Here is a 22,159-nt window from a genome sequence, read left to right on the forward strand (position 1 = left end):
GCGGTCGCCCCCACGTACGCCGATACGCACCGACACGGACCCCGATACAAGGAGCCACAGCACATGGCCGACTCCAGTTTCGACATCGTCTCGAAGGTCGAGCGGCAGGAGGTCGACAACGCCCTCAACCAGACCGCCAAGGAGATCTCGCAGCGCTACGACTTCAAGGGCGTGGGCGCCTCGATCTCGTGGTCCGGCGACAAGATCCTCATGGAGGCGAACTCCGAGGACCGGGTGAAGGCAGTCCTCGACGTCTTCCAGTCCAAGCTGATCAAGCGTGGCATCTCGCTGAAGGCGCTGGACGCGGGCGAGCCGCAGCTCTCCGGCAAGGAGTACAAGATCTTCGCCACGATCGAGGAGGGCATCTCCCAGGAGAACGCCAAGAAGGTCGCGAAGATCATCCGTGATGAGGGCCCGAAGGGTGTGAAGGCCCAGGTCCAGGGCGAGGAGCTGCGCGTCAGCTCCAAGAGCCGCGACGACCTTCAGACCGTCATCGCGCTGCTCAAGGGCAAGGACTTCGACTTCGCGCTCCAGTTCGTGAACTACCGGTGAGCTGAGCCGCTGACCTGCACTATCCGGAAATCGAGCTAGCTGGAGGGCACAACGCGGGCACATCGCCGAGGACCGCCTCGACGGCCGCCCGCGTTGTGTCCTCGTCGTCCGGCCAAAGGTGGGTGTAGATGTCGAGCGTGATCGACGGCTTCGAATGGCCGAGTCGCCGCTGCACCGTCTTCACGCTCTCGCGGTTCTTGATCAGCGCCGAGGCGTAGAAGTGCCGCAGGTCGTGCATGCTCGCCCCATCCGGTACCCGCACGGGCGCGGGCTCCTGGCCCTCCGGCCGGCCGCGCTGTACCCACACCGCGTACGCCTCGGCGTAGGCCTTGCTCAGGGCCTCGTTCGCCCGTTCCTCCATCCGCGTCCACACGTGTGACCAGCTGGCACGCTTAATGACGTCGGCGCGGTCGGTCGTGAACAGCATGTGCGCCTTCCGGCGCCGAGGCTTGCGCGGGTCCGTCCGGTCCTCGATGTCCACCACGGCGGCCGGGTACTGCTGGAGGTGCGCCGCCAGGGCGTCGACCGCCAGACCGACCAGGGGCACCGTGCGGTAGCTCTCGTGGGTCTTCGGCTCGCCGAGGTACGGCTCGGGCGTCTCGCCCTCGTTGGCGTCCGCGTCCCTGTCCGGCACGATCAGCTGCTGCCGCACCGTCACCTCCCGCCGCAGGAAGTCGATGCAGCCGACCTCCAGGCCGAAGACCTCGCCCTGCCGCAGCCCGGAGGCCACGGCCAGGAGGATCATCGCCCGGTACCGGGGCGGGGCTGCCTCGATCAGGGCGCGCACCGCGTCCCTGTGCAGAGGCACGATCTCGGGGCGCCGGACCTCGGGCAGCTTGATGCCGGCGCACGGGTTGATGGCGATGGTCCGGTCTCGCACGGCGGTGTGCATCACGGTGACGAGGTAAGCGAAGGTGATCCGCAGCGTGGACGGGGCGAGGGCCTGTGACCGGTCCTTGACCCAGGCCTGCACCTCGGACGGGCGAATAGAGACGATCGGCCGGTCGCCGAAAGTCGGGTATATGTGCAGCCGTAGGGCCCGCTCGACGCGCGAGGCCGTGCCGCTGCGGTGTACCGCCGAGGTCCGCCAGCGCTCTGCGACCGCGCGGAAGCTCTCCTTGCCGGCCGCCGGGTCGACGTACAGGCCGCGGGCAAGGTCCGCCTCGATCGTGGCCGCGCGGGTGTCGGCCTGGCTTCGCCTGGCGAAGTTCTCCTTCTGCTGCTCTCCGGCCGCGTCACGCCAACGGACCTGCCACCGCTTCCCCTTGCCATGGTCCGCGCTGGGCACCAGGACGCGGGTCTTGCTGGAGTGCTCGGCGCAGGGCTCGGCGCCCTTCTTCGGTCGGGAGAGGTGCCACCGGTCGTAGACGCTAGCCATCCCCGTCGTCCCCCTCCGCGATCCAAGCCGAAAGATCGACGCTGAGGTCGCGCGTGATGTGCCCTTGTCGGGCCTGACGCTCCTCGATGGGCAGGTCCCCTAGTTGTTGGACACGCTTGTCGCGCTCCTGTGTGAGGCTGTGACCCCACCGGCTACGAGCGGCTGCAATGACGTGCTCGATGGGGAGCCCCAAGCGCTTCGCCAGGGCAGCGTCCGCCTGCGCCGGCGTGCCGTGCAAAGCAGCTCGCACATCTTCATGGCCGTCAATGCGAACCTGCGCCTTCTCGCCATTCAGCCAGGTCCGCAGCTGCTCACGAGTCACCGTGATGGCGTGCTCGGGGAAGTCAGACCGCGGCGTCAGCAGGACGTCACCGTCCCCTGTGAACAGTTCACGCAACGGCACGTCGAGAGCCTCCCCGAGAACGATCAACGCGCCGAGATCGAGCGTTTCCCGGCGCCCGCTCTCCAGGTCCGCGATGTGCGCTCGCTTCCAGGTGAGTCCGCGAGTGGATAGCTGCGCTGCTGCCGCGTCCTGGGTCCAGCGACGCGCTTTGCGCAGGCTTCTGAGGTTCTCCCCCACGACCGCACCTACGGAAAGCGGCGGCCCATCGCTCTCTGTCTGCATGTCGGCCAGGCTCCCACAGTTGCCGTGGGTTCACAACACACACGACTTGGTGTTCGTGGGTTGACACCACGATCGACACGCCTCACTCTAGAGGCACGGTTCGTGGGACCACCCCACGAACGATGATCGCCCGCTGCCTTGCAGCTCGGAATGAGGATGATCACGGATGCGATCGACTTCTCTGCCTGAACCGCGCCGCCCTCTGGCGACGCCTGAGCAGATCGCCGAGTACTGCGGCGTCCCGCTCGGCACGGTCTACCAGTGGTCCAGCCGCGGCGGCGGCCCGAAGTTCATCAAGGTCGGCCGGCACCTTCGGGCCCGCTGGTCCGACGTCGAGAAGTGGCTCGACGCCCAGACCATCGCCGCATGAAAGCGGCCCCCAGCAGGTGCGCCAACACCTGTACGCCGGGGGCCTATCCGATCCCAGAAACGCCAGAGCCCCGGCTCATTCGCTCGCCAGCGACCGGGGCTCCAACCAGAACGGATGACGCCAGTATGCAGCACCACACCATGATCCCGCCCGTCAGCCTCGGCACGAACGGTCACCTGCCGTTCGTCGTCCAGGCCGCCGAGGACACCAGGGCGCGCACCGTTCAGGTCGCCGCCGAGACCGCCCGCGAGCACCCCGAGCACCGCCCCTGCCCGGACGGCATCGACTGGTGCACCGGCACCCCCGAGGACCACGCCGACCCGCGCGAGCACCACCACACCAGCCGCCAGTACCAGTTCAACGGCCGATACCTCCAGGACGCCGATGGCCACGGCATCGCCGCCGTTCAGCTCAGCTCGTGGGACGACGAAGAGCCTCGGATCAGCTTCCAGGGCACGGGCTTGTGGCCGGACCTCGGGCTGCCGGAGACCGACGAGCTGCTCAGCGACGCCGTGCTGTGGGTGATCGGACTGCTGGCCCTCCGCCGGCGCTTCGCGATCGCGCTGGAGCCCGGGAAGACCCCGTTCACGGAGACCGAGTCGGAGCAGACCTCGGCCGCCGCGTTCTCCCTGGCCGCTCGGGCGATCGAGGTCGCCTTGGCCCAGAGCCCGGACCGTGCCGGGACGCTGGCCGCGATGCGCTCGCTGCTGAACCTGCACGCCGACGAGGACTGCGGCTGATGAGCGAGCAGCAGGCGGACAGCCCTCGCCCCTTCACGGGGCGGGGGCCCGCTCTGCGGGCTGTGCCCGACAACGCCACCGCTGGCGAGATCACGCACCTCCGGGCCTGTGCGCAGGCCACCGCCCTACTCGGCAGCAGGGAAACGTGGCCGACGTACGGCACCCTCCCGTGGCTCCAGCTCAACCCGCAGGACCCGCGCGTCTATGTCGCCACCCTCGAAGCCGCCGAGCTGCACCGCATGGCCGAGGAACGCCGCTACGCCGACGCGCGTGAGCAGGCCGTTGCGACCAGACAGGCCGCAGCCGACGAGCGACTCGCGCGACCGCACATCATGCGCACCCGCCCGCCGCACCAGCTCGCAGCTACACCCGGTTGGCCGCCGGTCCAGATCCCGGGCCGCCCCGGCGAGTACCTGACCTACCAGGGGAACGAGTGACCATGTACGACGCGCCTCCGCCGCCGCTGCACGTACGGGCTCCGCTCGTGCGCGACCCGGCGGCGGAGGCCGTTCTTGGCCCGCTGTGGGCCGAGGACGAACAGCACGTCACCGAAGCGGAGCCGAGCCAAGAGGGCATCACGTCCTTCAAGGCTGGCGGCTCGTTCTTCCACGACGTCCCCGACACCCCTCCCGCCATCTGGGGGCAGGGCAGCGAAGTGCTGTGGGCCGAGGGCGAGGCGCTGCTCGTCGCGGCCCCGCAGGGCGTCGGCAAGACGACACTGGCCCACCAGATCATCCGGGCCCGTCTCGGGCTCCAGGACGGCGTCTTGGGCTTCCCCGTGCGGCCGGGCAAGCGGGTTCTGCTGCTGGCGATGGACCGGCCCTCGCAGACCCGCAGGGCGGGCGCTCGCATCTTCGGCAAGGACGATCCGGCGTACCTGAACGAGCACCTGACGGTGTGGGAGGGGCCGCCGCCGTACGACTTCGCGAAGCGGACCGACATCCTCGCCGCGATGTGCGAGCGGGCGAAGGCCGACACGGTCGTCATCGACAGCATCAAGGACGCCGCCATCGGCCTCTCAGACGACGCCGTCGGCGCCGGGTACAACCGGGCCCGCCAGAAGGCTCTCGCCGAGGGCGTGCAGGTCTTCGAATCACACCACATGACCAAGCGAGGGCCGAATGGCGCCGTGCCTAACACCATGGCCGACATCTACGGGTCGACCTGGATCACCTCGGGCGCGGGCTCCGTGGTCCTGCTGTGGGGCGAGGCAGGCGACCCCCTCATCTCCTTCCGCCACCTGAAACAACCCATGGACGAGGTCGGCCCCTTCCACCTGGTCCACGACCACGACGCCGGCACCACCGCCATCCAGCACTCCGCGGACCTCCTGGAGCTGGCGCGTGCCGCAGGAACCCACGGGCTCATCGCGGCAACCGCAGCAGAAGCGATCTTCGAGACCAAGAAGCCGACCGAGGCGCAGAAGGAGAAGGCCCGGCGCCGTCTCCGAAAGCTCGTCGACCAGGGTCATCTGACCCGCGTCGAAGGCACTCCGGGCAACCCCGCACGGCACTACCCAGCCAGGGCCTAACCCCCACGCGCACCCCACGCACCCCTACGGGCGTGGACCCCCACGCACCCCCCACACAAGCCCACGCGCAACACAACAGCACAGGTCACAGCCCCACGCAGACTGCCATGCACTCCCACGGCCCCTACCCCCACGATCTCCCACCCCCCTATAGGGGTGGGAAGCGTGGGACGTCCGGGACAGGCCCGAAAGGACACCCCATGGAACCCACCCGCACCGACTACCTCATCGGCACCGTCCACGCCGAAGCCATCGCCGCCACCTACCAGTGCGGCCACTGCAACAGCGAGACCAGCCTCACCACCGACGACGCCGGCATTCACCACATCGCCGTGCACCACGACGACGGATGCCCCGTCCTCACCGGCGTCCTCCCGTCGGCCCCGGACGTCGCCCGCGCCCTCACCCGCATCCCCGACACCTTCAAGCCGAGGCCCTCATGACCGAGCCCACGTCCCACGTCGAGCAGCAGGTACAGGCCCGCATCGCAGCCGCCCGAATTCGCGTCCAGGCCGCCAAGAAGCGCCGCGACGACCTCGCCGCAGCACGACGCCGAGGACTCGCCAGACGCCACGCCCAGAAGCTCCGCAACCAGGCCGCCAAACGGGACCAGCCCCCAAACGAGCCATGACCAACAGCCAGCACCAGCGCCGTTCATCCGGTTCCGCCGCCCCCGCGCATGCCGCCCGCGCACATGTACGAGGAGACCCCCATGCCCGACACCCCGACCCGCAGGCCCAACTACCCCGGCCGTGACCAGCTGGACACCGCGAACATGCGCTTCCGCCGTGCCGTCGCCCGTCTCCACCGCGAGGCCGGCCGCCACGACCCCAAGCTGATGCCCGAGGTGGAGCGCATCGTCAGGGAGGCCGCCGAGACGCTCGGCAGACTCGCCGCCGACGCCGAGGCCGCCGAGAACTCCAGCGCCCGTCATCAGGCCGCGTTGAAGGCGCAGGAGGACAAGATCAGGGCGAAGCTGCGGCCCGCTGCCCGCCGCGGTGACCCTCGGGCGGTCAGCATCCTCGCCCGGCTGGATCAGCGGCCGTCTGGCCGCCGCACCTCGGCGCCCGACGATGACGACGCTGCCTGACCCGGGCATCGCTCGCCTGCTGCGGCCGGACGGCTCCGTCATGGTCCCCGCCTCGGTCGCGGGCGAGGTGCTGCGGGCCCTGGTGCGGGACCTGTCGGGCCGTGCGCGGGCTGACGGGGGCGAGGTGTCTCCCGAGGCCCGTCGCGTCTTGTACGCGCTGCACGCCGCCGCGGTCCAGGACGAGGGCGCCGGGCCCGCTTTCGCCCCCGAAACCCCTGTCCGGGCGGCTGCGAGCGTGGAACTGACCGCGCGACAGGTCGCCGAGATTTTGGGGTGCTCAGCCCAGTACGCGCGGACGCTGGCCCGGTCGGGCCGGGTGCGGGCCCGCCGCGCCGGCCCGGCCTGGCTGATCGACTCCGCGTCGTTGGACGCCTACCGGACCGGGAGAAGCCCATGAGGGACCTTCAGGAGGCCATCGGCCGCCACTACCAAGACAAGCCCACACGCCCCGTCGCAGACCCTGAACTGCGGCGGGGCGTTGCTGCGGTCATGGCCATGAGCCGCGACACCGGCCGGGCCCGGAAGGAGAGCGCGAAGTGAGCACCATGACCCCGGCCGAGGCCGCCGCCGCGATCCGCACCGCACACGACGAGAAGGAACAGGCCGAACAGGCCGCCGCCGCGCTGGAGGAGCGCGTACTGAACGGCGACCAGGACGTGACCGCGGCGCAGCTGGCCGAGGCTCGGCAAGCCGTCACCTTCGCCGAGCTGCGCATCACCGCCGCTGAGCGCAAGCATGCCGAGGCGCAGCAGGCCGCCCTCCAGGAGAGCGCCCGCCGTGTCGCCGAGCAGGCCGTGTCCGTCGTCGCCGACGACGACGCGGACGAGCTGGCCGACGCGATGCGCGAGGCCGTGACCGCGATCGGCCGCCTGTGCTCGATCGCGCAGCAACGGCACGAAGTGATCAGCGGGCTCGGCGCCCAGATGCGCGGCATCACCGACCAGTTCGGCGGTGACTTCCGCGTGATGCGCGAGCGGTTCGGCGTCGCAGGCGACCGCGAACAGATCGTCGTGTACCAGCCGCGCACCGTCGTACGCACGGTGCAGCCGGCCGTCCTGCTGGCCGCCGCCGTCCGGCTCGGCGTCGACTCCCACGCCCTCGCGTACGGCATCGGCTCCGCCCTGGAGTCCCCCGACCAGCGCGTGAAGCAGACGTTCACCGCGGTTCCCGTCCTCGCCGACGCCTGGCGCTACAGCCCCGAGCAGTACGCCCAGCTCACCCCCGAGCAGCGCCGCGACGCGCTCGCCCTCGACCGTCAGCCCCTCGCCGCGACCTCGGCCGCCGCCTGAGAAGGAGTCCCCGCATGAAGAAGGTCACCGCACTCGCCGGACCGGTCGTCCACGGCCCGGAGAACACCCTGCACGGCGCTGACGCCCTGTGGTGGGTGCACGGCGAGATCTACACCGACGACCCCGAGGCCATCGCCCGGTTCGCGGATCTCGGCTACCCGATGGAGGACGCCGCCGAGGCGCCCGCCGACTACCTGACCGCCGTCGAGTGGATGAAGGAGAAGGCCCAGCGCGAGGGCTACGCCTCCGCCGTGGCCACTCAGGACGCCCTCGACCCCGACCGCCGTAACTACTGACCAGGACGGCCCTCATGGACCTCAACGCCCTCTCCCAGCGCTACCTCGTCACCGCCGCCGACGCCCTCGACCACGTCCGGCAGATCACCACCACGGTTCTGCCGCAGGCTCAGCAGCGCGTCACCGACGCCGCCCGCGTCGCGCAGGGCTTCACCGACCCCAACCTCTCGAACGAGGGCCTGGAGGCCCGTCGGCGGGAACTCGCCCAGCAGGCGCAGAAACTCGGCGCAACGCTGGCCGACGGGATCGGCCGCGAGGTTCAGCGCGCCGCCGCCATCGCCCGCGACGCCTTCGAGCGGCACTCCGCCCCGGGCGACACCAACGAGCAGCTCCTCGCCGAGATGCGGATGTCCCGCGCGTGGGAGCGGACACGGGCCCAGCTCGACGCCGGCGCGGCCCTGTCCGAGGTCATCGAGGGCGCCGACGTCGACACCCTGCGGGCCCTGCGCACCGAGTACCCGGCCTATCTGCGGGCGCAGGACAAGCGCAAGGGCCTGAACCGAGCCCACGGCGACCGCCCGGACCCCACGGCCGCAGTACGGGCCGTGGACGAGGCTCTCGCGCCGCTGCTGCCGGGCGAGGCCGGGAAGGCGCTGGCCGCGACCCTGGCCGCCGAGAGCGCCCTTGCCGCCACGCGGCAGGCCCTCGACGGGCTGCGGCTCACCGGTGCCGGTTCCGCCTCGCCGCTGCATACCCTCACCGCGGCGTACGCGGCGAACGATGCCGCCCGCGCGACCGCCGCAGCCTGACATCAGACGCACCCGCGCCCGGCTCCTCACCTTCGAGGGCCGGGCGCTCGTGGCTGGTCAGACGACCGGATGCGTCCACGTCTTTCGGCGGCCGAGCCAGCCGCGCTTCTGGGAACTGGATGCTGCTCACCTCCCCCAGCTGCCTTGTGGCGCTTACAAGCCCGCACATGCCACGGTTCGGCCATGGGTAACGACTACGACCGCATCCGTACTGGCATCGAATTCATGACGGCCTACGTCTCAGGTGACGACCTGCTCGGCGCGTACATGGCGGAGCGACGACGCGAAGGTCCCGCGGCGGCCGAGACCCTGATGGACGGCACAGCAGCCCTCTGCGCCGCTTTGCTGCGGACCTTGGCCCGCACGACGGGTAAGTCCGAGCACGAGATTCTGCAAGAGCTGGCTCGGGGAACCCACCGACGCGAGCAGAAATCCGGCGAGTGACCAGGGCCGCACCGCGGCACACCTCGTGTCGTGGTTGCGCGCAACGGCCCCCTTGCTGCCTGTGCGTGCAATCTCGCGCAATCCTCCAGCGCACACGCGTGAATCTCAGCATGCTGGATCTCCAACCACCCTGGATGGAGGGCGACATGACGCTCAGGTTCATCGGCACCACCTCCGACGGAGGGCAGTGCCCCACCCTGTACGAAGTTGTCGAGACTGGAGACATCGTCGTCCAGGGCGACAAGCTCACCGACCCCGAGCACCTCGCCCAGCTCCGGGACGTGAAGGACTCGGAGACCTTCGTCGTGATCCCCCGCGAGCTGCTGGCCCGCTTCGCCCCCAAGGAGTAGCCCCAGTGCCCGACCTGATCCCGTTCGAAGAGATCACTTACTTGTTCACCGAGTTCGAGCACACCGCCTGGCGGCTGGAGACCCAACGCGGGTACGCCGTAGACCAAGTCAGCGAGAAGTGGCAACGCTGGCTCGCAGGCGACCCTCTCGGCTACGAGCCGCACAGTCCGTGGCACGGCCTCGTACGCGAGGCTGCGGAGGCCGGCAAGAGGTTCGAGCGGGTGCGCCTGGTGGACGACCCGCCTACCGAGGGACAGAAGTTCCTCCTCGCCAGCGGGCTCGGCAACGTCGAGGCCGGTGAGGACATCCGGAACATGTTCCGCGCGGGCGCCGTACGGCTCGGTCTACCGGACTACGACTTCTGGCTGTTCGACTCCCGTACGGTCGTGAAGTTCGCCTTCGACGAGGACGGCAACACCCTCGGTGTGTACGTCATCGAGGAGCCGTTGGAAGTCCTCGCCGCATGCCAAATCCGCGACGCCGCATGGCACTACGCGACCCCTACGGCGGACTTCATGGCGCGAGTACCGTCTGCCATGTGAGCACGGACTTCCAGACCGCCCGGGTAGCCCTCGGCGCGCGGCTGCGCGAGCTGCGCGTCGAGGCCGGGCTGAACGGCAAGCAACTCGCACTCCTGCTGGAGTGGCAGCCCTCCAAGGTGTCGCGGCTGGAGAACGGCAAACAGACCGCCACCACTGCCGACCTCGAAGCATGGGCCGCAGCCGTCGGCGCCTCCGATGCGACGGCCGATCTCACCGCGCGGCTGCGCAATCTGGAGATCCAGAATCAGTCATGGCGTCGGCAGCTCAGCGCCGGCCACCGCGGCGTACAGGAGCGAATCGGCGCGGAGCAGCAGTCCATCAGGACTTGGCGAGGATACGAGACCGGCGTCATGCCCGGCCTTTTCCAGACTCCGGACTACGCACGTCACGTGTTCCTGCACGGCTCGAACGTCCACCGCTCGCCCCAGGACACCGAGGACGCCGTACGCGCCCGTATGAAGCGCCAGGACGTTCTGTACGAGCCGGGCAGGACGTTCCGTGTCCTGCTGTGGGAAGCCGCCCTTCACGTCCTGCTGTGCCCACACGAGACCATGGCCGGCCAGCTCGACCGGCTCGCCGGAATGATCGGCCGAGACAATGTCGAGCTGGGCATCATTCCGCTCGGCGCGCCCATCTCATCCACCACGAAGCACGGCTTCTGGATCTTCGATGAGCAGCGGGTGACCGTCGAAACGATCAGTGTTGAGCTGCGCCTCGATTCGGCCGAGGACGTGGAGTTGTACGGCAGAGTCTGGGACCAGCTCAACGAAGCTGCTGTGTACGGCCCTCAAGCGCACCGGCTGATCGCTCGTGCGCGGGCTTCTCTCGACCTCTCGTAGGCAACTAAGTTCAACCGGCCGCCCCGCGCGCGCAATCCCGCGCAATCGCCGAGCGGGCGCGCAATCGCGGCACCTACGGTCCTGGTCATGGCCCTACCGATGCGCCTCACTGAGCTGTACGAGGCCGGGGACGCGTGGCTCGCCGACTGCTCCGCGCACCCGGTTCTCGTCCACGCCGAATGGGATGCCGAACGCCTGGCCCCCATCACCTCGGGCGGCAGGTGGCTCGTGGCGGAGACGCAGCTCGTCTTCGGCATGCCGGCACTCAGCCGCATCCGTGAGGACCACCGCGGTCCCGTACTCGCCGATCCAGCCTCGGATACGGCCTGGTGGCTCGTCCCGCCCAGTGCCGCCGACGAGCTGACCGACGTGCGCCACGCAAAGCTCCGCCCCGACGGGTGGATCCTGCGCTGCCCGCCGACGGGCTGGGCCCTCGAAGGCCGCTTCTGGCTGGCGCGCCCCGACGGGTCCGGGCGCCTCACCGATCCCGCTGTCCTGGCCGCAGCGCTCGGGCCTGGCGGATACCGACACTCTGCGGAGGCATCATGACGACCGAGACGGAGACCACGCCACCTCAGACCACAGGTCTCGGATGGTGTGCTTGGCATCAGGCGTACGCGCGAGGCGTGCGACTCGTGGCCGTCATCGAGCAGGGCTCAGGGCCCGGTACGGCCGGGAACCAGTTCGCCTGTCGGCCGTGCCGCGAGGCGTACGACCTGACCCCGCTGGCCGACCGGTGAACGCCGAGGAACGCCGGAAGGCGAAGAAGGAGCGAGACGCCCGCCTGGAGGAGGCAGCAAGGTCTGCGGTCCGGGCGGCTGGCTACTGCGGGATGCAGCACCCCGACGGAAGTCCGCACTGCACTCGTCGCCCACATGCCGACCTGCACCACGTCAACCACTACCGCGGGCGGAAGTCCCCGACTGACTCAAGCGGGACCACGTGGGTGGACTGAGCCCCTGCTGCCGGCTCCGCCGTGGCCAGGCCACGCCCGAGGCCAAATCGGCCAGTTGAACTCCCGCGCCGGATGGTGGCTCTCCCCGGCGCGGGCCTGTGCGGCCGCCTTCAGCCCCGTTGGGGGCGGCCGCACTCCAGTACCTCCGGCCGGTCGACTGGAGGAGGAGCGGCCGCCCGACGGCGAGCACAACAGGGCGGCCGCTCAAGACGGCCGTCCCGTCGTAGGTGCGGAAGCCTGCGACGGGACGGGTCTAGGGCAGCCCGGTGCGTACCGTTTCCGCGCTGGGCAACGGGACGGCCCCCGAGCGCGTACCTCTGTCCGCGCTCGGGGCCGTTTCGCGTCTACGCTGCCGCGCATGGGAGGGATCAACTGGGGCGACGCCCCAACGTGGGTAGCTGGGACGTTTGCTGCCGCCGCGGCGTACTACGCGCGCGGGACCTTGAAGAGCCAGCAGCACCAGATTCAGGAGCAGCGGCAGTTCATCGCAGAGCAGTCCGCAAACCTGGCGTTGGAGCGCTCGGAGTTGCGGGCCGTGGCTGAGGAGCGCCGAAGGGCTCAGGCTGACCAGGTGGAGTTGCAGCGGGCCCCGTACTGGAGGCTGCACAACCACAGCAACGCCCCGCTGTACGACGTCACGATGATGTTCGGCGGCAGGCCAGCGACTACCTCGAATGAGTTGTTCATCACCGAGGGGATACCCAGGGCAATGGCCGGAGAGGCCGGCGGTGGGACAGTGCCGGTCATGGGCGCTGGTCGCACGTTCGTATTCTCGACGGATCCGGAACCGGCCCGTGATGAGCCGGTGTCGGTTCTGTTCACCGACGAGGACGGTGTTCGCTGGAGTCTCGACGGACACGGCAAGCTTGAAGAGCTGCCAGAGACTCCGCCCACCATCTAGAACGGGCAACGGCCCCGGAAGCTTCGAGCACCCGGGGCCGCCTTAGAGACTACGGCTGTAGTTGGCGGTAGATCAGCGGTCACCCCCATCCTTGACGCGCTTCGGATACAAGATCGTCAACCCCTCCCCCGGTCCCTCTTGGATGTGGTCGATTTCGTCGCTATGAGCGTCGTAAACGTCCGCGGAGAGGGGTGGTGGGGGAGTGGCGGACGAATCGGACATCTGCCAGGCGCCGACGGCCCACACCACCGGCACGGCGTAGATCGCTCCGGGCGCCCGCTGGAGCAGCGCCCCGTAGAAAACCGCCGCGCCGATGGAGACGGCCACCCGCCGCACCAGCACGCCGAGCCGAACGATCCCGGCTCCGTCCGCGTGCGATCCGGCGCCGAGCCACCGGCCCCAAGCCTCCAGCTGGAGCCAGGTACCGAGCGCGAGGCGGCGGCCTACGACGGCCGCGCGCGCCTTCACAGCAGACCTGCCACGTAGTCGCCGGCCGTCGACACGACCGGCGCGACGACGAGCCCGACGAGCCCGGCGATGCTCGATGCGAGGCCGAGGCTGACCCCGGCGAGGACGCCACGCACGAAGTCGAGGCGGAACCCCCGACGCGAGGCGACGGCGACGAACACGACGGTGACGATGATGACGACGGCGTGCCCGCCGGGAGTGAGGGCGATCTGCGAGGAGCGGGTTACGTCGGGGCTGGTGCCGCCGACGCCGTACACGAGGATGACCTCGCCGACGGTGTTGGTGCCCCACAGGGACCAGTCGGCGGCGGCGCCGATGATGCCGCCGGCGGAGAGGATGAGCAACGCGCCGTAGGCCATGCACAGCAGGAACGGCGCCAGTTGGCGGAGGGCCTTGAGGGCGAGTCGCTTCTTGTGGCTGACCCACCAGCGGGAGACGTCCCATGCGGCAAGGGACAGGCCGATGGTGACGCCCCCGAGGGAGACGAGGCCGTACGTCGGGATGTCGAGCGGAGGCATCGGGGTCCTATCGGACGATGGCCACGCCAAGCGCGGCGAGGGTGACGATGAAGGCGACGGTCCCCGTGATGCGGGGCACGTCGTGCAGCGCGACAGCGCACAGCCCGAAGAGGGCGAGCAGGGCGGACAGCCCGAAGCACACGGTGAGCACCACGGCTACGTCCGCGCGGCGCGGCGGGCCTGCCACTGGGCGCGCACAGTCTGTGCCGCCTGGTGGATGGCGAGCCGTGCCACGTCCTCCCGGTTGCCGCGGAACTCAGCCGCCAGGACGTTGAGGTCCTGGCGCAGCTGCGTGCTCTCAGGCAGCAGCAGGCCGGCCGCAACCGAGGGCGCAGGCTCCGGCTCCAGGGCGGGTGCCGGCGGGGGCGACTCGCGCAGGTCCCTGCGCACCGTGTCCGGGGAAACCCCCAGCTCGGCCGCGATGTCCGCCGGATTCATGCCGCGCTCGGCAAGGTGCGCAACGACGACGCGACGTGTCGCACGGGACATTGCAGCCATCACGCACCACCCCTCTTGGCGATGGCGTGTGCGAACAACCGCATGCCCTCGCGGTCGCGCACGGCGTGCGCCACCAGGAGCGCGGCGAACAGGGCTGGGAGCGGCGCGGGCTCAGCTGGCCAGCGGGCGGCACGCGCGAGGGCAGCGCGCTCGGTCGGACGGGGGATGTGGCTGCGACCGCTCACCGTCGACCACCCCCGAAGCGCTTCCGGTCCTTGGCCTCCCACGCCTCGCCCTTGGCGGCAGCGTCGCCGATGCTGCGGCGGTGGCCCTCACGGCGCTTGCGCGCGGCACGGTCGGTGGCCGACTCACGGCCGCTGTACGAGGCATCGGCAAGCTCACGGTCATCGCCGCCGCCGAGCCAGGAGAGGAACCCCATCAGCCCTCACCCCCAGCGAGGATCACGGCCAGCTCGTCGGCGAGGTCGCGCAGCCGGTCCGCGTAGCCGTCCAGGGCGGCGGCCAGCTCGTACAGGCCGCGCGGGTCCAGGGTCCGGGCGATGAGGCTCACGGAGACGCCGGGCGTGCTGCTGCCCAGCTCCGGGACGTCGATGCTCGAGAACGGGCTCAGGACGAGGCTGGCGTCCGTGATGTGGTGGCCGCGGAACGTCAGGGTGACGTCGGGGCCGCGGTGCAGAATGTCGGCGCGGTGCTCGGGTCGGTCGTCGGCGTGGCCGATGCACCACGAGGGCTCGGGGAGGGTGACCGGCCCGTGGTCGATGGTGGGCAGGGTGACGGTCCGGGGCTCGCTCATCGGCCGGCCCCCTTGGGGAGGGCGACGGCCTCGGACCACGTCTTGCCCTCGGCGAGCGCCGCGTCCGCCTGGTCGTGGGTGACGTAGCCGGTGGGCGGGTGCTCGGCGAGCCGCTCCCGCAGGTACTGCGTGGTCCAGTCGATGCCGAGCGGGTGCCCTTCGAGGGCGCCGCGGAGTGCGATCTTCGCGTGGGTGACGCGGTCGTTCAGGGTGCGGTCGTGCGCTTCCTGGTGGCCGACGGTGGCGGGGTGGGGGATGTCGAGTGCTTCGAGGACGGCCGCGAGCAACTCGCGCACGGGCCCGTCCGGGGTACGGTCCTGCATGGGTCTGGACTCCTTGATCAGGAAGGGTCTGGATCAAGGCGCCGTTCGATGTTGCGAGCATCGGGCGGCGCCGCTCTGTCTGCGAAGGGCAGACGAGCGGAGTCGGGTGGACCACGGATGCGCGAGGGCACAGCGAGGGCACAAGGCCGCGTATGACGCTGTGAAACGCTGACAAGTACTGTCAGTAGTTTTCGCACGTCAGCCTCCCTTTCAGGGCTCACGTGCAGGTCAGGCGATCAAGCGGGCGGTACGTGAACTACCGGTGACCAGCCGGTCCGGAGCACTGCGGAGCGGCTAGGAGAGAAAGGGCGGGTACCTGGGTGGGTGTCCGCCCTCCCCGTCTGCCGACGGGGAGGCAGAAAGTCCTTGCTGTTGGGGTGGCGTGTCCGTCGGTCGTGCTTTTGTTCCCCTCCTGTTGCTGACGGGGACGTCGCCGCTGCACCGGGCGTTTGCGACGATCAGTAGGGTTCGGCCCATGAAGCCCATGACACAGTCCCCTGCCGGGCTCCGGCGCACCCTGGGGGTGGGCGACGCCGTGGTCATCGGGCTCGGTTCGATGATCGGGGCCGGGATCTTCGCCGCCCTGGCGCCCGCGGCGCACGCCGCCGGGACGGGGCTGCTGCTCGGACTCGCCGTCGCCGCCGTGGTCGCCTACTGCAATGCCACCTCCTCGGCGCGGCTGGCCGCCCTGTATCCGGCCTCGGGCGGCACCTATGTGTACGGCCGTGAGCGGCTCGGGGAGTTCTGGGGCTATCTCGCGGGCTGGGCGTTCGTGGTCGGGAAAACGGCCTCCTGTGCGGCGATGGCGCTGACGGTGGGCGCGTACGTCTGGCCGGACCAGGCGCACGCGGTGGCGGTCGCGGCCGTGGTGGCGCTGACCGCGGTGAACTACGGCGGCCTGCAGAAGTCCGCCTGGCTGACGCGGGCGATCGTGGCGGTGGTGCTGGCGGTCCTCGCTTCGGTGGTGGTGGTGTGCCTGTCGTTCGGGGAGGCCGATGCCGGGCGGCTGGACATCGGGACCTCCGGTGGTGCGGGCGGTGTGCTTCAGGCGGCCGGGCTGCTGTTCTTCGCGTTCGCCGGGTACGCGCGCATCGCGACCCTCGGCGAGGAGGTGCGGGATCCGGCGCGCACCATCCCCCGCGCGATCCCGGTCGCCCTGGGCATCGCGCTCGCGGTGTACGCGTGCGTGGCGGTGGCCGTCCTGTCCGTGCTGGGCGCAGGCGGTCTCGGCACCGCGGAGGCACCGCTGGCCGACGCGGTCCGGGCCGCCGGTGTGCCGGAGCTGGTGCCGGTCGTCCGGGTCGGTGCCGCGGTTGCCGCGCTGGGGTCGCTGCTCGCCCTGATCCTGGGCGTCTCCCGGACGACGCTGGCCATGGCGCGTGACCGGCATCTGCCCGGCGCTCTGGCGGCCGTGCATCCGCGGTTCCAGGTGCCGCACCGGGCGGAGCTCGCCGTGGGTGCGGTGGTCGCGGTGCTGGCCGCCACGGTGGACGTGCGCGGGGCCATCGGGTTCTCCTCCTTCGGTGTGCTGGCGTACTACGCGGTGGCCAATGCCTCGGCCTGGACGCTCGGGTCGGGTCCGTCGGCTCGGGTGGTGCCGGCGGTGGGTCTGGTGGGCTGCGCGGTCCTGGCGTTCGCGCTGCCCTGGGTGTCGGTGGTCGTCGGTGCCGGGGTGCTGGCGGCGGGCGTCCTCGCGTACGGCGTACGGCGGTGGAGGGCGGCCCGGTAGGGCGGCCGGCTGCTCTCCCCCGGGGGCTAGGACGCCCGCGTGGTCCGTATGCGGAAGTCGGTCCACGGGACCATGTCCATGTCGTCGTTGGTCTCCTCGTACCAGCCGGTGCCTTCGACCCAGGTGTGCAGCCAGAGTTCGAGGCTGGGCGCGTCCACGTACCAGGCGTGGTCGCTGGTGTCGGCGTTCGGTTCGAAGAGCAGGACGGGGGCCTCGGGGGCGTGGCAGTCCACGCACGCGTACATCGCGCAGCCCCAGTGGGAGATCGGCAGGACGCCCTCGGGCCAGGGCCAGTCAGGGTCCTTGCGGCCGCTCTCACGGTTGGCGAGGTACTGCACCACGGCCGCGGGTTCGCCGGACGGGGGCCCTTCGAGGAGGGGCAGCAGGCCGTACTCCGGGCCGAAGCCGCCGTCTCCTATGCGCAGGTAGAGCTCGGCGAGCAGCGGGGGCAGGGAGAAGCCCAGGGCGGTCTCGGCACGGGCGAGGGCGGCCGCGTCCACGGGCTCGGGGAGGGAAGCCCAGCCCCACGGGCGGGTGTTGTGGGCCTTGGCCGCCACCCGTGTCAGCAACTGCTCGATCTCGGTCATGCGTTCATGATGCAATCCGGCACTGACAATCGAGCGGAGCCTGTGGACAACCTCCGGCTTGTGGACAACCAGCGGCCTGCGGACGGGCTGTCGGCTACCAGCGGCCCGTCGACGCGAACGCCTGGTCGGTGCGGACGATTTCGCGCCCCATCGGCAGGAGCGAGACCGGGATCAGCTTGAAGTTGGCGATGCCCAGCGGGATGCCGATGATCGTGACGCACAGCAGGAGGCCGGTGGCGATGTGGCCGAGCGCCAGCCACCAGCCCGCCAGCACCAGCCACAGGACGTTGCCGACGCAGGACGGCGCACCCGCGTCCCGGCGTTCGACCGCCGTGTACCCGAAGGGCCACAGGGCGTAGATGCCGATGCGGAAGGCGGCGATGCCGAACGGGATGCCGATGACGGTGATGCAGAGCAGCACGCCCGCGACGAGGTAGGCGAGGAACAGCCAGAAGCCGCTGAGGACGAGCCAGATGACGTTCAGAACTGTCTTCACTGGTGGGTACCTGCCATCTTCTCGAGCCGCGCGATCCGCTCGGCCATCGGCGGGTGCGTGGTGAACATCTTGGACAGCCCCTGTCCCGGGCGGAAGGGGTTCGCGATCATCATGTGGCTCGCCGTCTCGATCCGGGGCTCCGGGGGCAGCGGAAGCTGCTTGGTGCCTGTTTCGAGTTTGCGCAGGGCGCTGGCGAGGGCGAGCGGGTCGCCGGTGAGCTGGGCTCCGGAGGCGTCCGCGTCGTACTCCCTGGAGCGGCTGATGGCGAGCTGGATGAGGCTGGCGGCGAGCGGGCCCAGGAGCGTGATCAGCAGCATGCCGAACAGGCCGGGTCCGTCGTCGTCGTCCGAGCGGCCGATCGGCATCAGCCAGGCGAAGTTGACCAGGAACATGATCACGGAGGCGAGGGCGCCGGCGACCGACGAGATCAATATGTCCCGGTTGTAGACATGGCTGAGCTCGTGACCGATCACTCCGCGCAGTTCGCGCTCGTCGAGCAGGCGCAGGATGCCGTCGGTGCAGCACACGGCGGCGTTGCGCGGGTTGCGGCCGGTCGCGAAGGCGTTCGGTGCCTCCGTCGGGGAGATGTACAGGCGTGGCATGGGCTGCCGGGCCTGGGTGGAGAGGTCGCGGACCATGCGGTACAGCGCCGGGGCCTCGAACTCACTCACCGGGCGGGCGCGCATCGCGCGGAGCGCGAGTTTGTCGCTGTTCCAGTACGCGTACGCGTTCGTGCCCAGGGCGATGACGACGGCGACGACGAGCCCCATGCGGCCGAAGAAGCTGCCGATGGCGATGATGAGTGCGGACAGTCCCCCGAGGAGTACTGCGGTCCTGAGCCCGTTGTGCCGGCGGTGCACGGTACGCCCTCCAAGTGGTGCGGCAGGGGAACCCTTTGCTGGTCGATCTCCGATGCCACTGGTGTCGTGGTGACACGTCCAGTGGACCCTCCCGTACTGGTCAACGCCAGGCGAGGGTCTGGGGTTCCCTTGGGCGCACGGCCCCGCCGATGGGCCGTCCGGGTGATGCCGCCGCGGCCCTAGAAGAGGCCGGTGTCCGCGAAGCGCAGGACCAGCTGGGGTGCACCCGACAGGGCGACGGCGAGGACCGCGGTGAGGGAGAGGGCCGCCGTGAGGGGGACGGGCACGGCGTGCCGGACGGGCTCGCCCTCGGGAGCACGGAACAGCAGCGCCGTCCACTGGAGGTAGTAGAACAGCGCGATCACGACGTTGACGGCCATGACCACGGCCAGCCAGCCCAGGCCGGCGTCGACGGCCGCCGAGAACACGGTGACCTTGGCGAAGAGGCCGATGATGCCCGGCGGCAGTCCGGCGAGGCAGAGCAGGAAGAAGGCCAGGGCCAGGGCGGAGATCGGGTTCCGCGCGTACAGGCCCCGGTAGTCGGTGAGGCGGTTCAGGGAGCGGGTGCGGCCCACCAGGGCGGCCACCGCGAAGGCGCCGAGGTTCACGGCGCCGTACATGAGGGCGTAGGCCACCGTGGAACCGATGGAGCGTTCGGCGTCGTCGGAGTACGCGGCTGCGGCGATCGGTACGAGGAGGTAGCCGGCCTGGCCCACCGACGACCAGGCGAGCAGGCGTACCGCGCTGTACGCGCGCGTGGGGTGCTGGCGCAGGGCACCCACGTTGCCGACGGTCATGGTCAGGGCGGCCAGGACGGCGAGCGCCGGGCCCCAGACCTCGTCGTACGAGGGCAGCGCGATGACCGTGATCAGGATCAGGCCGGAGAAGCCGACCGCCTTGCCGACGACCGAGAGGTAGGCGGCTACGGGGAGGGGGGCGCCCACGTAGGTGTCCGGGACCCAGAAGTGGAAGGGGACGGCTGCCGTCTTGAAGGCGAAGCCGACCAGGGTGAGGACAACGCCGGTCTGGGCGAGGGTGTGGAACTGGCCGTCGACGTCCTGGATGCGCTCGGCGATCTGGGTGAGGTACAGGGTGCCGGTGGTGGCGTACACGAAGCTGATGCCCATCAGGCTGACCGCGGTCGCGGTGACCGAGGACAGGAAGAACTTCAGGGCCGCCTCGGAGGACTTGCGGTCCCCGTGGCGGAGGCCGACGAGGGCGAACGCGGGCAGGGAGGCGACTTCCAGGGCGACGACGAGCGTGGCGAGGTCGCGGGAGGCGGGCAGCAGGGCGGCGCCCGCCGCGGAGGAGAGCAGCAGGAACCAGAACTCCCCTTCGGGGAGGTTCTTGGCGTCGTCCTTCAGCGCGGTGACCGACAGCAGTGCGGCCACAAGGGCGCCGCCGAGGACCAGCAGTTGCAGCACGAGCGTGAAGCGGTCGGCGGTGTAGCTGCAGGTGTCGGGGGCGCCGGTCAGGCAGAAGGTGGAGCGGTCACCGTCGGCCAGGGGCAGCAGCATCAGCGTCGAGGCGGCGAGGCCGGCGACGGACACCCAGCCGAGCAGCGCCTTGCGGTCCTGTCCGACGAAGAGGTCGGCGACCAGGACGACGAGACCGACGACGGCCGCGAGGGTGGGCGGCGCGATGGCGAGCCAGTCGACGTCCTGGACGAGGGACGCGGCCAGCGGCTGGGCCGGGGAGCTCATCGGGTGCCTCCTGCGAGAAGCTGCTGGACGGCCGGGTCGGTCAGGCCGAGGAGGGTTTTCGGCCACAGGCCGGCGACGACGGTGAGGGCGACGAGCGGCGTCCAGGCCACGAGTTCGTACGGCTGTACGTCGGCGAGCTTCGGGGCCTGCTGCGGTACGGCGCCCATGCAGACCCGGCGGACCACGATCAGCAGGTAGGCGGCGGTGAGCAGAGTGCCGAACGCGCCGATGGTCATGAAGGTGAGGAAGGCCGGGCGGCTGAGCTGGTCGGCGGGTTCGAAGGCGCCGAACAGGGCGAGCATCTCGCCCCAGAACCCGGCGAGGCCCGGCAGGCCCAGCGAGGCGACCGCGGCGAAGGCGATCAGCCCGCCGAGGCGCGGGGCCTTGCCGTACAGCGCCGCCCCGGTCGCCTCGGCGAGGGTGTCGAGGTCGGTGGTGCCGGTGCGGTCCTTCAGAGCGCCGACCAGGAAGAAGAGCAGGCCGGTGATGAGGCCGTGGGCGATGTTGGCGAACAGTGCGCCGTTGACGCCGGTCGGGGTCATCGTCGCGATGCCGAGCAGCACGAAGCCCATGTGGCCGACGGAGGAGTAGGCGATGAGGCGCTTGAGGTCGCCCTTCGCGCCCTGCTTGGCCAGGGCCAGGCAGGCCAGGGATCCGTAGATGATGCCGACGACGGCGAAGGCGGCGAGGTAGGGCGCGAAGTCGGCGAAGCCGTCGGGGGTGATCGGCAGCAGAATCCGGACGAACCCGTACGTACCCATCTTCAGCATCACACCGGCCAGCAGGACCGAGCCGACGGTCGGGGCGGCGGTGTGGGCGTCGGGCAGCCAGCTGTGCAGCGGCCACATCGGCGTCTTGACCGCGAGCCCGAGGCCGATCGCCAAAACGGCGATGACCTGCACGGATGCGGTCAGCGACCGGCCGTTGTCAGTGGCGAGTGCCACCATGTCGAATGTGCCCGCCTTGATCCCGATCAGGAGCAGGCCGAGCAGCATGACGACCGAACCGAGCAGTGTGTAGAGGATGAACTTCCAGGCGGCCTGGGTCCGCCCCGCACCGCCCCAGCGGGCGATGAGGAAGTACATCGGGATCAGGACCATCTCGAAGGCGAGGAAGAACAGCAGCAGGTCGAGGACGGCGAAGGTGGCGAGGGTGCCGGCCTCCAGGACGAGCAGCAGGGCGACGAACGCCTTCGGGGTCGGGCCCGCGGGCATCTTGAAGTACGAGTAGAGCGCGCACAGGAAGGTCAGCAGCGCGGTCAGGACCAGAAGGGGGAGGGAGATGCCGTCGATGCCGAGGTGGATGCGCACATCGAGTGCGGGGATCCAGCTGATGTCCGTCGTGGCCTGCATCTTCGACGGCTGGTCGTGGTCGAAGCCGAGCGCGAGGACGATCGCGGCGATGAGGACCGTGCCGGTGACGGTCACGCCGTGCCGCAGCACGGCCTGCTCGGGTGACTTCCCCTTCAGCCCGGGCGGGGCCGGCAGGAGAGCGGCGGCGGCACCGATGAGCGGGCCGACGACGATCAACGCCAGAAGAAACTGCATCACGGACTCGTTGATATCGATCACGC

General features: G+C 70.3%; 34 protein-coding genes. 19 read left to right on the plus strand and 15 right to left on the minus strand.

Going from position 1 to position 22,159, the window contains the following annotated elements; genetic code table 11:
• The first annotated feature begins 63 nt into the window (after nt 1–63).
• Nucleotides 64–552, plus strand: a complete 489-nt coding sequence (locus ACWD11_RS03050; protein WP_389415448.1) for a YajQ family cyclic di-GMP-binding protein — start codon at nt 64–66, stop codon at nt 550–552.
• Between the two features lie 19 nt (nt 553–571).
• On the opposite strand, the gene ACWD11_RS03055 is transcribed toward ACWD11_RS03050, so the two are convergent.
• Together ACWD11_RS03055 and ACWD11_RS03060 are read right to left on the minus strand one after the other, a co-directional pair.
• Complete coding sequence (locus tag ACWD11_RS03055; RefSeq protein ID WP_451280883.1) at nt 572–1,930, minus strand: tyrosine-type recombinase/integrase; 1,359 nt, start codon at nt 1,928–1,930, stop codon at nt 572–574.
• A complete protein-coding gene (locus tag ACWD11_RS03060) occupies nt 1,923–2,555 on the minus strand; it encodes a helix-turn-helix domain-containing protein (RefSeq protein ID WP_451280884.1) in 633 nt (210 codons plus the stop codon). Before ACWD11_RS03060 ends, ACWD11_RS03055 begins: the two co-directional genes overlap by 8 nt.
• A 166-nt stretch (nt 2,556–2,721) precedes the next feature.
• Here ACWD11_RS03060 and ACWD11_RS03065 point away from each other — a divergent pair, with 166 nt between their 5' ends.
• The 17 genes from ACWD11_RS03065 to ACWD11_RS03145 all read left to right on the plus strand — a co-directional run bounded on the left by ACWD11_RS03065 (nt 2,722) and on the right by ACWD11_RS03145 (nt 12,651).
• Nucleotides 2,722–2,925 (plus strand): helix-turn-helix transcriptional regulator, encoded by a 204-nt coding sequence (locus ACWD11_RS03065; protein ID WP_451280885.1) that lies wholly within the window; start codon nt 2,722–2,724, stop codon nt 2,923–2,925.
• 125 nt (nt 2,926–3,050) lie between these two features.
• A complete protein-coding gene (locus ACWD11_RS03070; protein ID WP_451280887.1) occupies nt 3,051–3,665 on the plus strand; it encodes a hypothetical protein in 615 nt (204 codons plus the stop codon).
• Complete coding sequence (locus ACWD11_RS03075) at nt 3,665–4,102, plus strand: DUF2742 domain-containing protein (RefSeq protein WP_451280889.1); 438 nt, start codon at nt 3,665–3,667, stop codon at nt 4,100–4,102. The genes ACWD11_RS03070 and ACWD11_RS03075 overlap by 1 nt, the downstream gene beginning before the upstream one ends.
• Before the next feature lie 2 nt (nt 4,103–4,104).
• Nucleotides 4,105–5,196: an AAA family ATPase gene (locus tag ACWD11_RS03080; RefSeq protein ID WP_451280891.1), complete on the plus strand. Its 1,092-nt coding sequence runs from the start codon at nt 4,105–4,107 to the stop codon at nt 5,194–5,196.
• A 200-nt stretch (nt 5,197–5,396) separates the two neighbouring features.
• Entirely contained in the window at nt 5,397–5,639 is a 243-nt protein-coding gene (locus ACWD11_RS03085; RefSeq protein WP_451280893.1) for a hypothetical protein, read from the plus strand.
• 269 nt (nt 5,640–5,908) lie between these two features.
• On the plus strand, nt 5,909–6,286 hold the full coding sequence (locus tag ACWD11_RS03090; protein ID WP_451280895.1) for a hypothetical protein: 378 nt from the start codon (nt 5,909–5,911) through the stop codon (nt 6,284–6,286).
• Nucleotides 6,270–6,683: a helix-turn-helix domain-containing protein gene (locus ACWD11_RS03095; RefSeq protein WP_451280897.1), complete on the plus strand. Its 414-nt coding sequence runs from the start codon at nt 6,270–6,272 to the stop codon at nt 6,681–6,683. Before ACWD11_RS03090 ends, ACWD11_RS03095 begins: the two co-directional genes overlap by 17 nt.
• Nucleotides 6,680–6,826: a hypothetical protein gene (locus tag ACWD11_RS03100; RefSeq protein WP_451280899.1), complete on the plus strand. Its 147-nt coding sequence runs from the start codon at nt 6,680–6,682 to the stop codon at nt 6,824–6,826. Before ACWD11_RS03095 ends, ACWD11_RS03100 begins: the two co-directional genes overlap by 4 nt.
• The gene (locus ACWD11_RS03105; RefSeq protein ID WP_451280901.1) at nt 6,823–7,575 is read left to right on the plus strand and encodes a hypothetical protein; all 753 of its coding nucleotides are present in this window, start codon (nt 6,823–6,825) and stop codon (nt 7,573–7,575) included. Before ACWD11_RS03100 ends, ACWD11_RS03105 begins: the two co-directional genes overlap by 4 nt.
• A 14-nt stretch (nt 7,576–7,589) precedes the next feature.
• Nucleotides 7,590–7,871, plus strand: coding sequence for a hypothetical protein (locus ACWD11_RS03110; RefSeq protein ID WP_451280903.1), 282 nt, complete (start codon nt 7,590–7,592; stop codon nt 7,869–7,871).
• A gap of 14 nt (nt 7,872–7,885) precedes the next feature.
• Nucleotides 7,886–8,620 (plus strand): hypothetical protein, encoded by a 735-nt coding sequence (locus tag ACWD11_RS03115; RefSeq protein ID WP_451280905.1) that lies wholly within the window; start codon nt 7,886–7,888, stop codon nt 8,618–8,620.
• 183 nt (nt 8,621–8,803) lie between these two features.
• Complete coding sequence (locus ACWD11_RS03120) at nt 8,804–9,064, plus strand: hypothetical protein (RefSeq protein WP_451280907.1); 261 nt, start codon at nt 8,804–8,806, stop codon at nt 9,062–9,064.
• 146 nt (nt 9,065–9,210) lie between these two features.
• Nucleotides 9,211–9,414, plus strand: a complete 204-nt coding sequence (locus ACWD11_RS03125) for a hypothetical protein (protein ID WP_451280909.1) — start codon at nt 9,211–9,213, stop codon at nt 9,412–9,414.
• Between the two features lie 5 nt (nt 9,415–9,419).
• Nucleotides 9,420–9,956 carry a DUF6879 family protein gene (locus ACWD11_RS03130; protein WP_451280911.1) on the plus strand — a complete coding sequence of 179 codons (537 nt, stop codon included), beginning with the start codon at nt 9,420–9,422 and terminating at the stop codon, nt 9,954–9,956.
• Nucleotides 9,953–10,795: a helix-turn-helix domain-containing protein gene (locus ACWD11_RS03135; protein WP_451280913.1), complete on the plus strand. Its 843-nt coding sequence runs from the start codon at nt 9,953–9,955 to the stop codon at nt 10,793–10,795. The genes ACWD11_RS03130 and ACWD11_RS03135 overlap by 4 nt, the downstream gene beginning before the upstream one ends.
• A gap of 87 nt (nt 10,796–10,882) precedes the next feature.
• Complete coding sequence (locus tag ACWD11_RS03140; protein ID WP_451280915.1) at nt 10,883–11,344, plus strand: hypothetical protein; 462 nt, start codon at nt 10,883–10,885, stop codon at nt 11,342–11,344.
• A gap of 764 nt (nt 11,345–12,108) precedes the next feature.
• Entirely contained in the window at nt 12,109–12,651 is a 543-nt protein-coding gene (locus ACWD11_RS03145) for a hypothetical protein (RefSeq protein WP_451280917.1), read from the plus strand.
• A 72-nt stretch (nt 12,652–12,723) separates the two neighbouring features.
• Here ACWD11_RS03145 and ACWD11_RS03150 read toward each other — a convergent pair whose 3' ends face one another.
• Genes ACWD11_RS03150 through ACWD11_RS03185 form a run of 8 tightly spaced genes read right to left on the minus strand, consistent with a single transcriptional unit; the run spans nt 12,724 to nt 15,211 of the window.
• A complete protein-coding gene (locus ACWD11_RS03150) occupies nt 12,724–13,119 on the minus strand; it encodes a hypothetical protein (protein ID WP_451280919.1) in 396 nt (131 codons plus the stop codon).
• A complete protein-coding gene (locus ACWD11_RS03155) occupies nt 13,116–13,637 on the minus strand; it encodes a hypothetical protein (RefSeq protein ID WP_451280921.1) in 522 nt (173 codons plus the stop codon). The genes ACWD11_RS03150 and ACWD11_RS03155 overlap by 4 nt, the downstream gene beginning before the upstream one ends.
• 7 nt (nt 13,638–13,644) lie before the next feature.
• Nucleotides 13,645–13,791 (minus strand): hypothetical protein, encoded by a 147-nt coding sequence (locus tag ACWD11_RS03160; RefSeq protein WP_451280923.1) that lies wholly within the window; start codon nt 13,789–13,791, stop codon nt 13,645–13,647.
• Between the two features lie 2 nt (nt 13,792–13,793).
• Entirely contained in the window at nt 13,794–14,135 is a 342-nt protein-coding gene (locus tag ACWD11_RS03165; RefSeq protein WP_451280925.1) for a helix-turn-helix domain-containing protein, read from the minus strand.
• Nucleotides 14,135–14,320 carry a hypothetical protein gene (locus ACWD11_RS03170; protein ID WP_451280927.1) on the minus strand — a complete coding sequence of 62 codons (186 nt, stop codon included), beginning with the start codon at nt 14,318–14,320 and terminating at the stop codon, nt 14,135–14,137. The genes ACWD11_RS03165 and ACWD11_RS03170 overlap by 1 nt, the downstream gene beginning before the upstream one ends.
• The gene (locus tag ACWD11_RS03175) at nt 14,317–14,514 is read right to left on the minus strand and encodes a hypothetical protein (protein ID WP_451280928.1); all 198 of its coding nucleotides are present in this window, start codon (nt 14,512–14,514) and stop codon (nt 14,317–14,319) included. The genes ACWD11_RS03170 and ACWD11_RS03175 overlap by 4 nt, the downstream gene beginning before the upstream one ends.
• Nucleotides 14,514–14,888, minus strand: coding sequence for a DUF6907 domain-containing protein (locus ACWD11_RS03180; RefSeq protein ID WP_451280930.1), 375 nt, complete (start codon nt 14,886–14,888; stop codon nt 14,514–14,516). The genes ACWD11_RS03175 and ACWD11_RS03180 overlap by 1 nt, the downstream gene beginning before the upstream one ends.
• Complete coding sequence (locus ACWD11_RS03185; RefSeq protein WP_451280932.1) at nt 14,885–15,211, minus strand: hypothetical protein; 327 nt, start codon at nt 15,209–15,211, stop codon at nt 14,885–14,887. Before ACWD11_RS03185 ends, ACWD11_RS03180 begins: the two co-directional genes overlap by 4 nt.
• Before the next feature lie 484 nt (nt 15,212–15,695).
• Here ACWD11_RS03185 and ACWD11_RS03190 point away from each other — a divergent pair, with 484 nt between their 5' ends.
• Nucleotides 15,696–16,940: an APC family permease gene (locus ACWD11_RS03190; protein WP_451281139.1), complete on the plus strand. Its 1,245-nt coding sequence runs from the start codon at nt 15,696–15,698 to the stop codon at nt 16,938–16,940.
• Nucleotides 16,941–16,966: 26 nt separating this feature from the next.
• Here the strand turns inward: ACWD11_RS03190 and ACWD11_RS03195 are convergent, their stop codons facing one another.
• The 5 genes from ACWD11_RS03195 to ACWD11_RS03215 form a co-directional block, all read right to left on the minus strand.
• On the minus strand, nt 16,967–17,527 hold the full coding sequence (locus tag ACWD11_RS03195) for an SMI1/KNR4 family protein (RefSeq protein ID WP_451280934.1): 561 nt from the start codon (nt 17,525–17,527) through the stop codon (nt 16,967–16,969).
• 94 nt (nt 17,528–17,621) lie between these two features.
• Nucleotides 17,622–18,023, minus strand: a complete 402-nt coding sequence (locus ACWD11_RS03200; protein ID WP_389415450.1) for a YccF domain-containing protein — start codon at nt 18,021–18,023, stop codon at nt 17,622–17,624.
• The gene (htpX, locus tag ACWD11_RS03205; protein WP_451280936.1) at nt 18,020–18,883 is read right to left on the minus strand and encodes a zinc metalloprotease HtpX; all 864 of its coding nucleotides are present in this window, start codon (nt 18,881–18,883) and stop codon (nt 18,020–18,022) included. Before htpX ends, ACWD11_RS03200 begins: the two co-directional genes overlap by 4 nt.
• Nucleotides 18,884–19,062: 179 nt before the next feature.
• Nucleotides 19,063–20,586 carry an NADH-quinone oxidoreductase subunit N gene (locus ACWD11_RS03210; protein ID WP_451280938.1) on the minus strand — a complete coding sequence of 508 codons (1,524 nt, stop codon included), beginning with the start codon at nt 20,584–20,586 and terminating at the stop codon, nt 19,063–19,065.
• Nucleotides 20,583–22,157: a complex I subunit 4 family protein gene (locus ACWD11_RS03215; protein WP_451280940.1), complete on the minus strand. Its 1,575-nt coding sequence runs from the start codon at nt 22,155–22,157 to the stop codon at nt 20,583–20,585. The genes ACWD11_RS03210 and ACWD11_RS03215 overlap by 4 nt, the downstream gene beginning before the upstream one ends.
• Nucleotides 22,158–22,159: the final 2 nt, after the last annotated feature.

Source organism: Streptomyces sp. NPDC002776 (assembly GCF_053592195.1).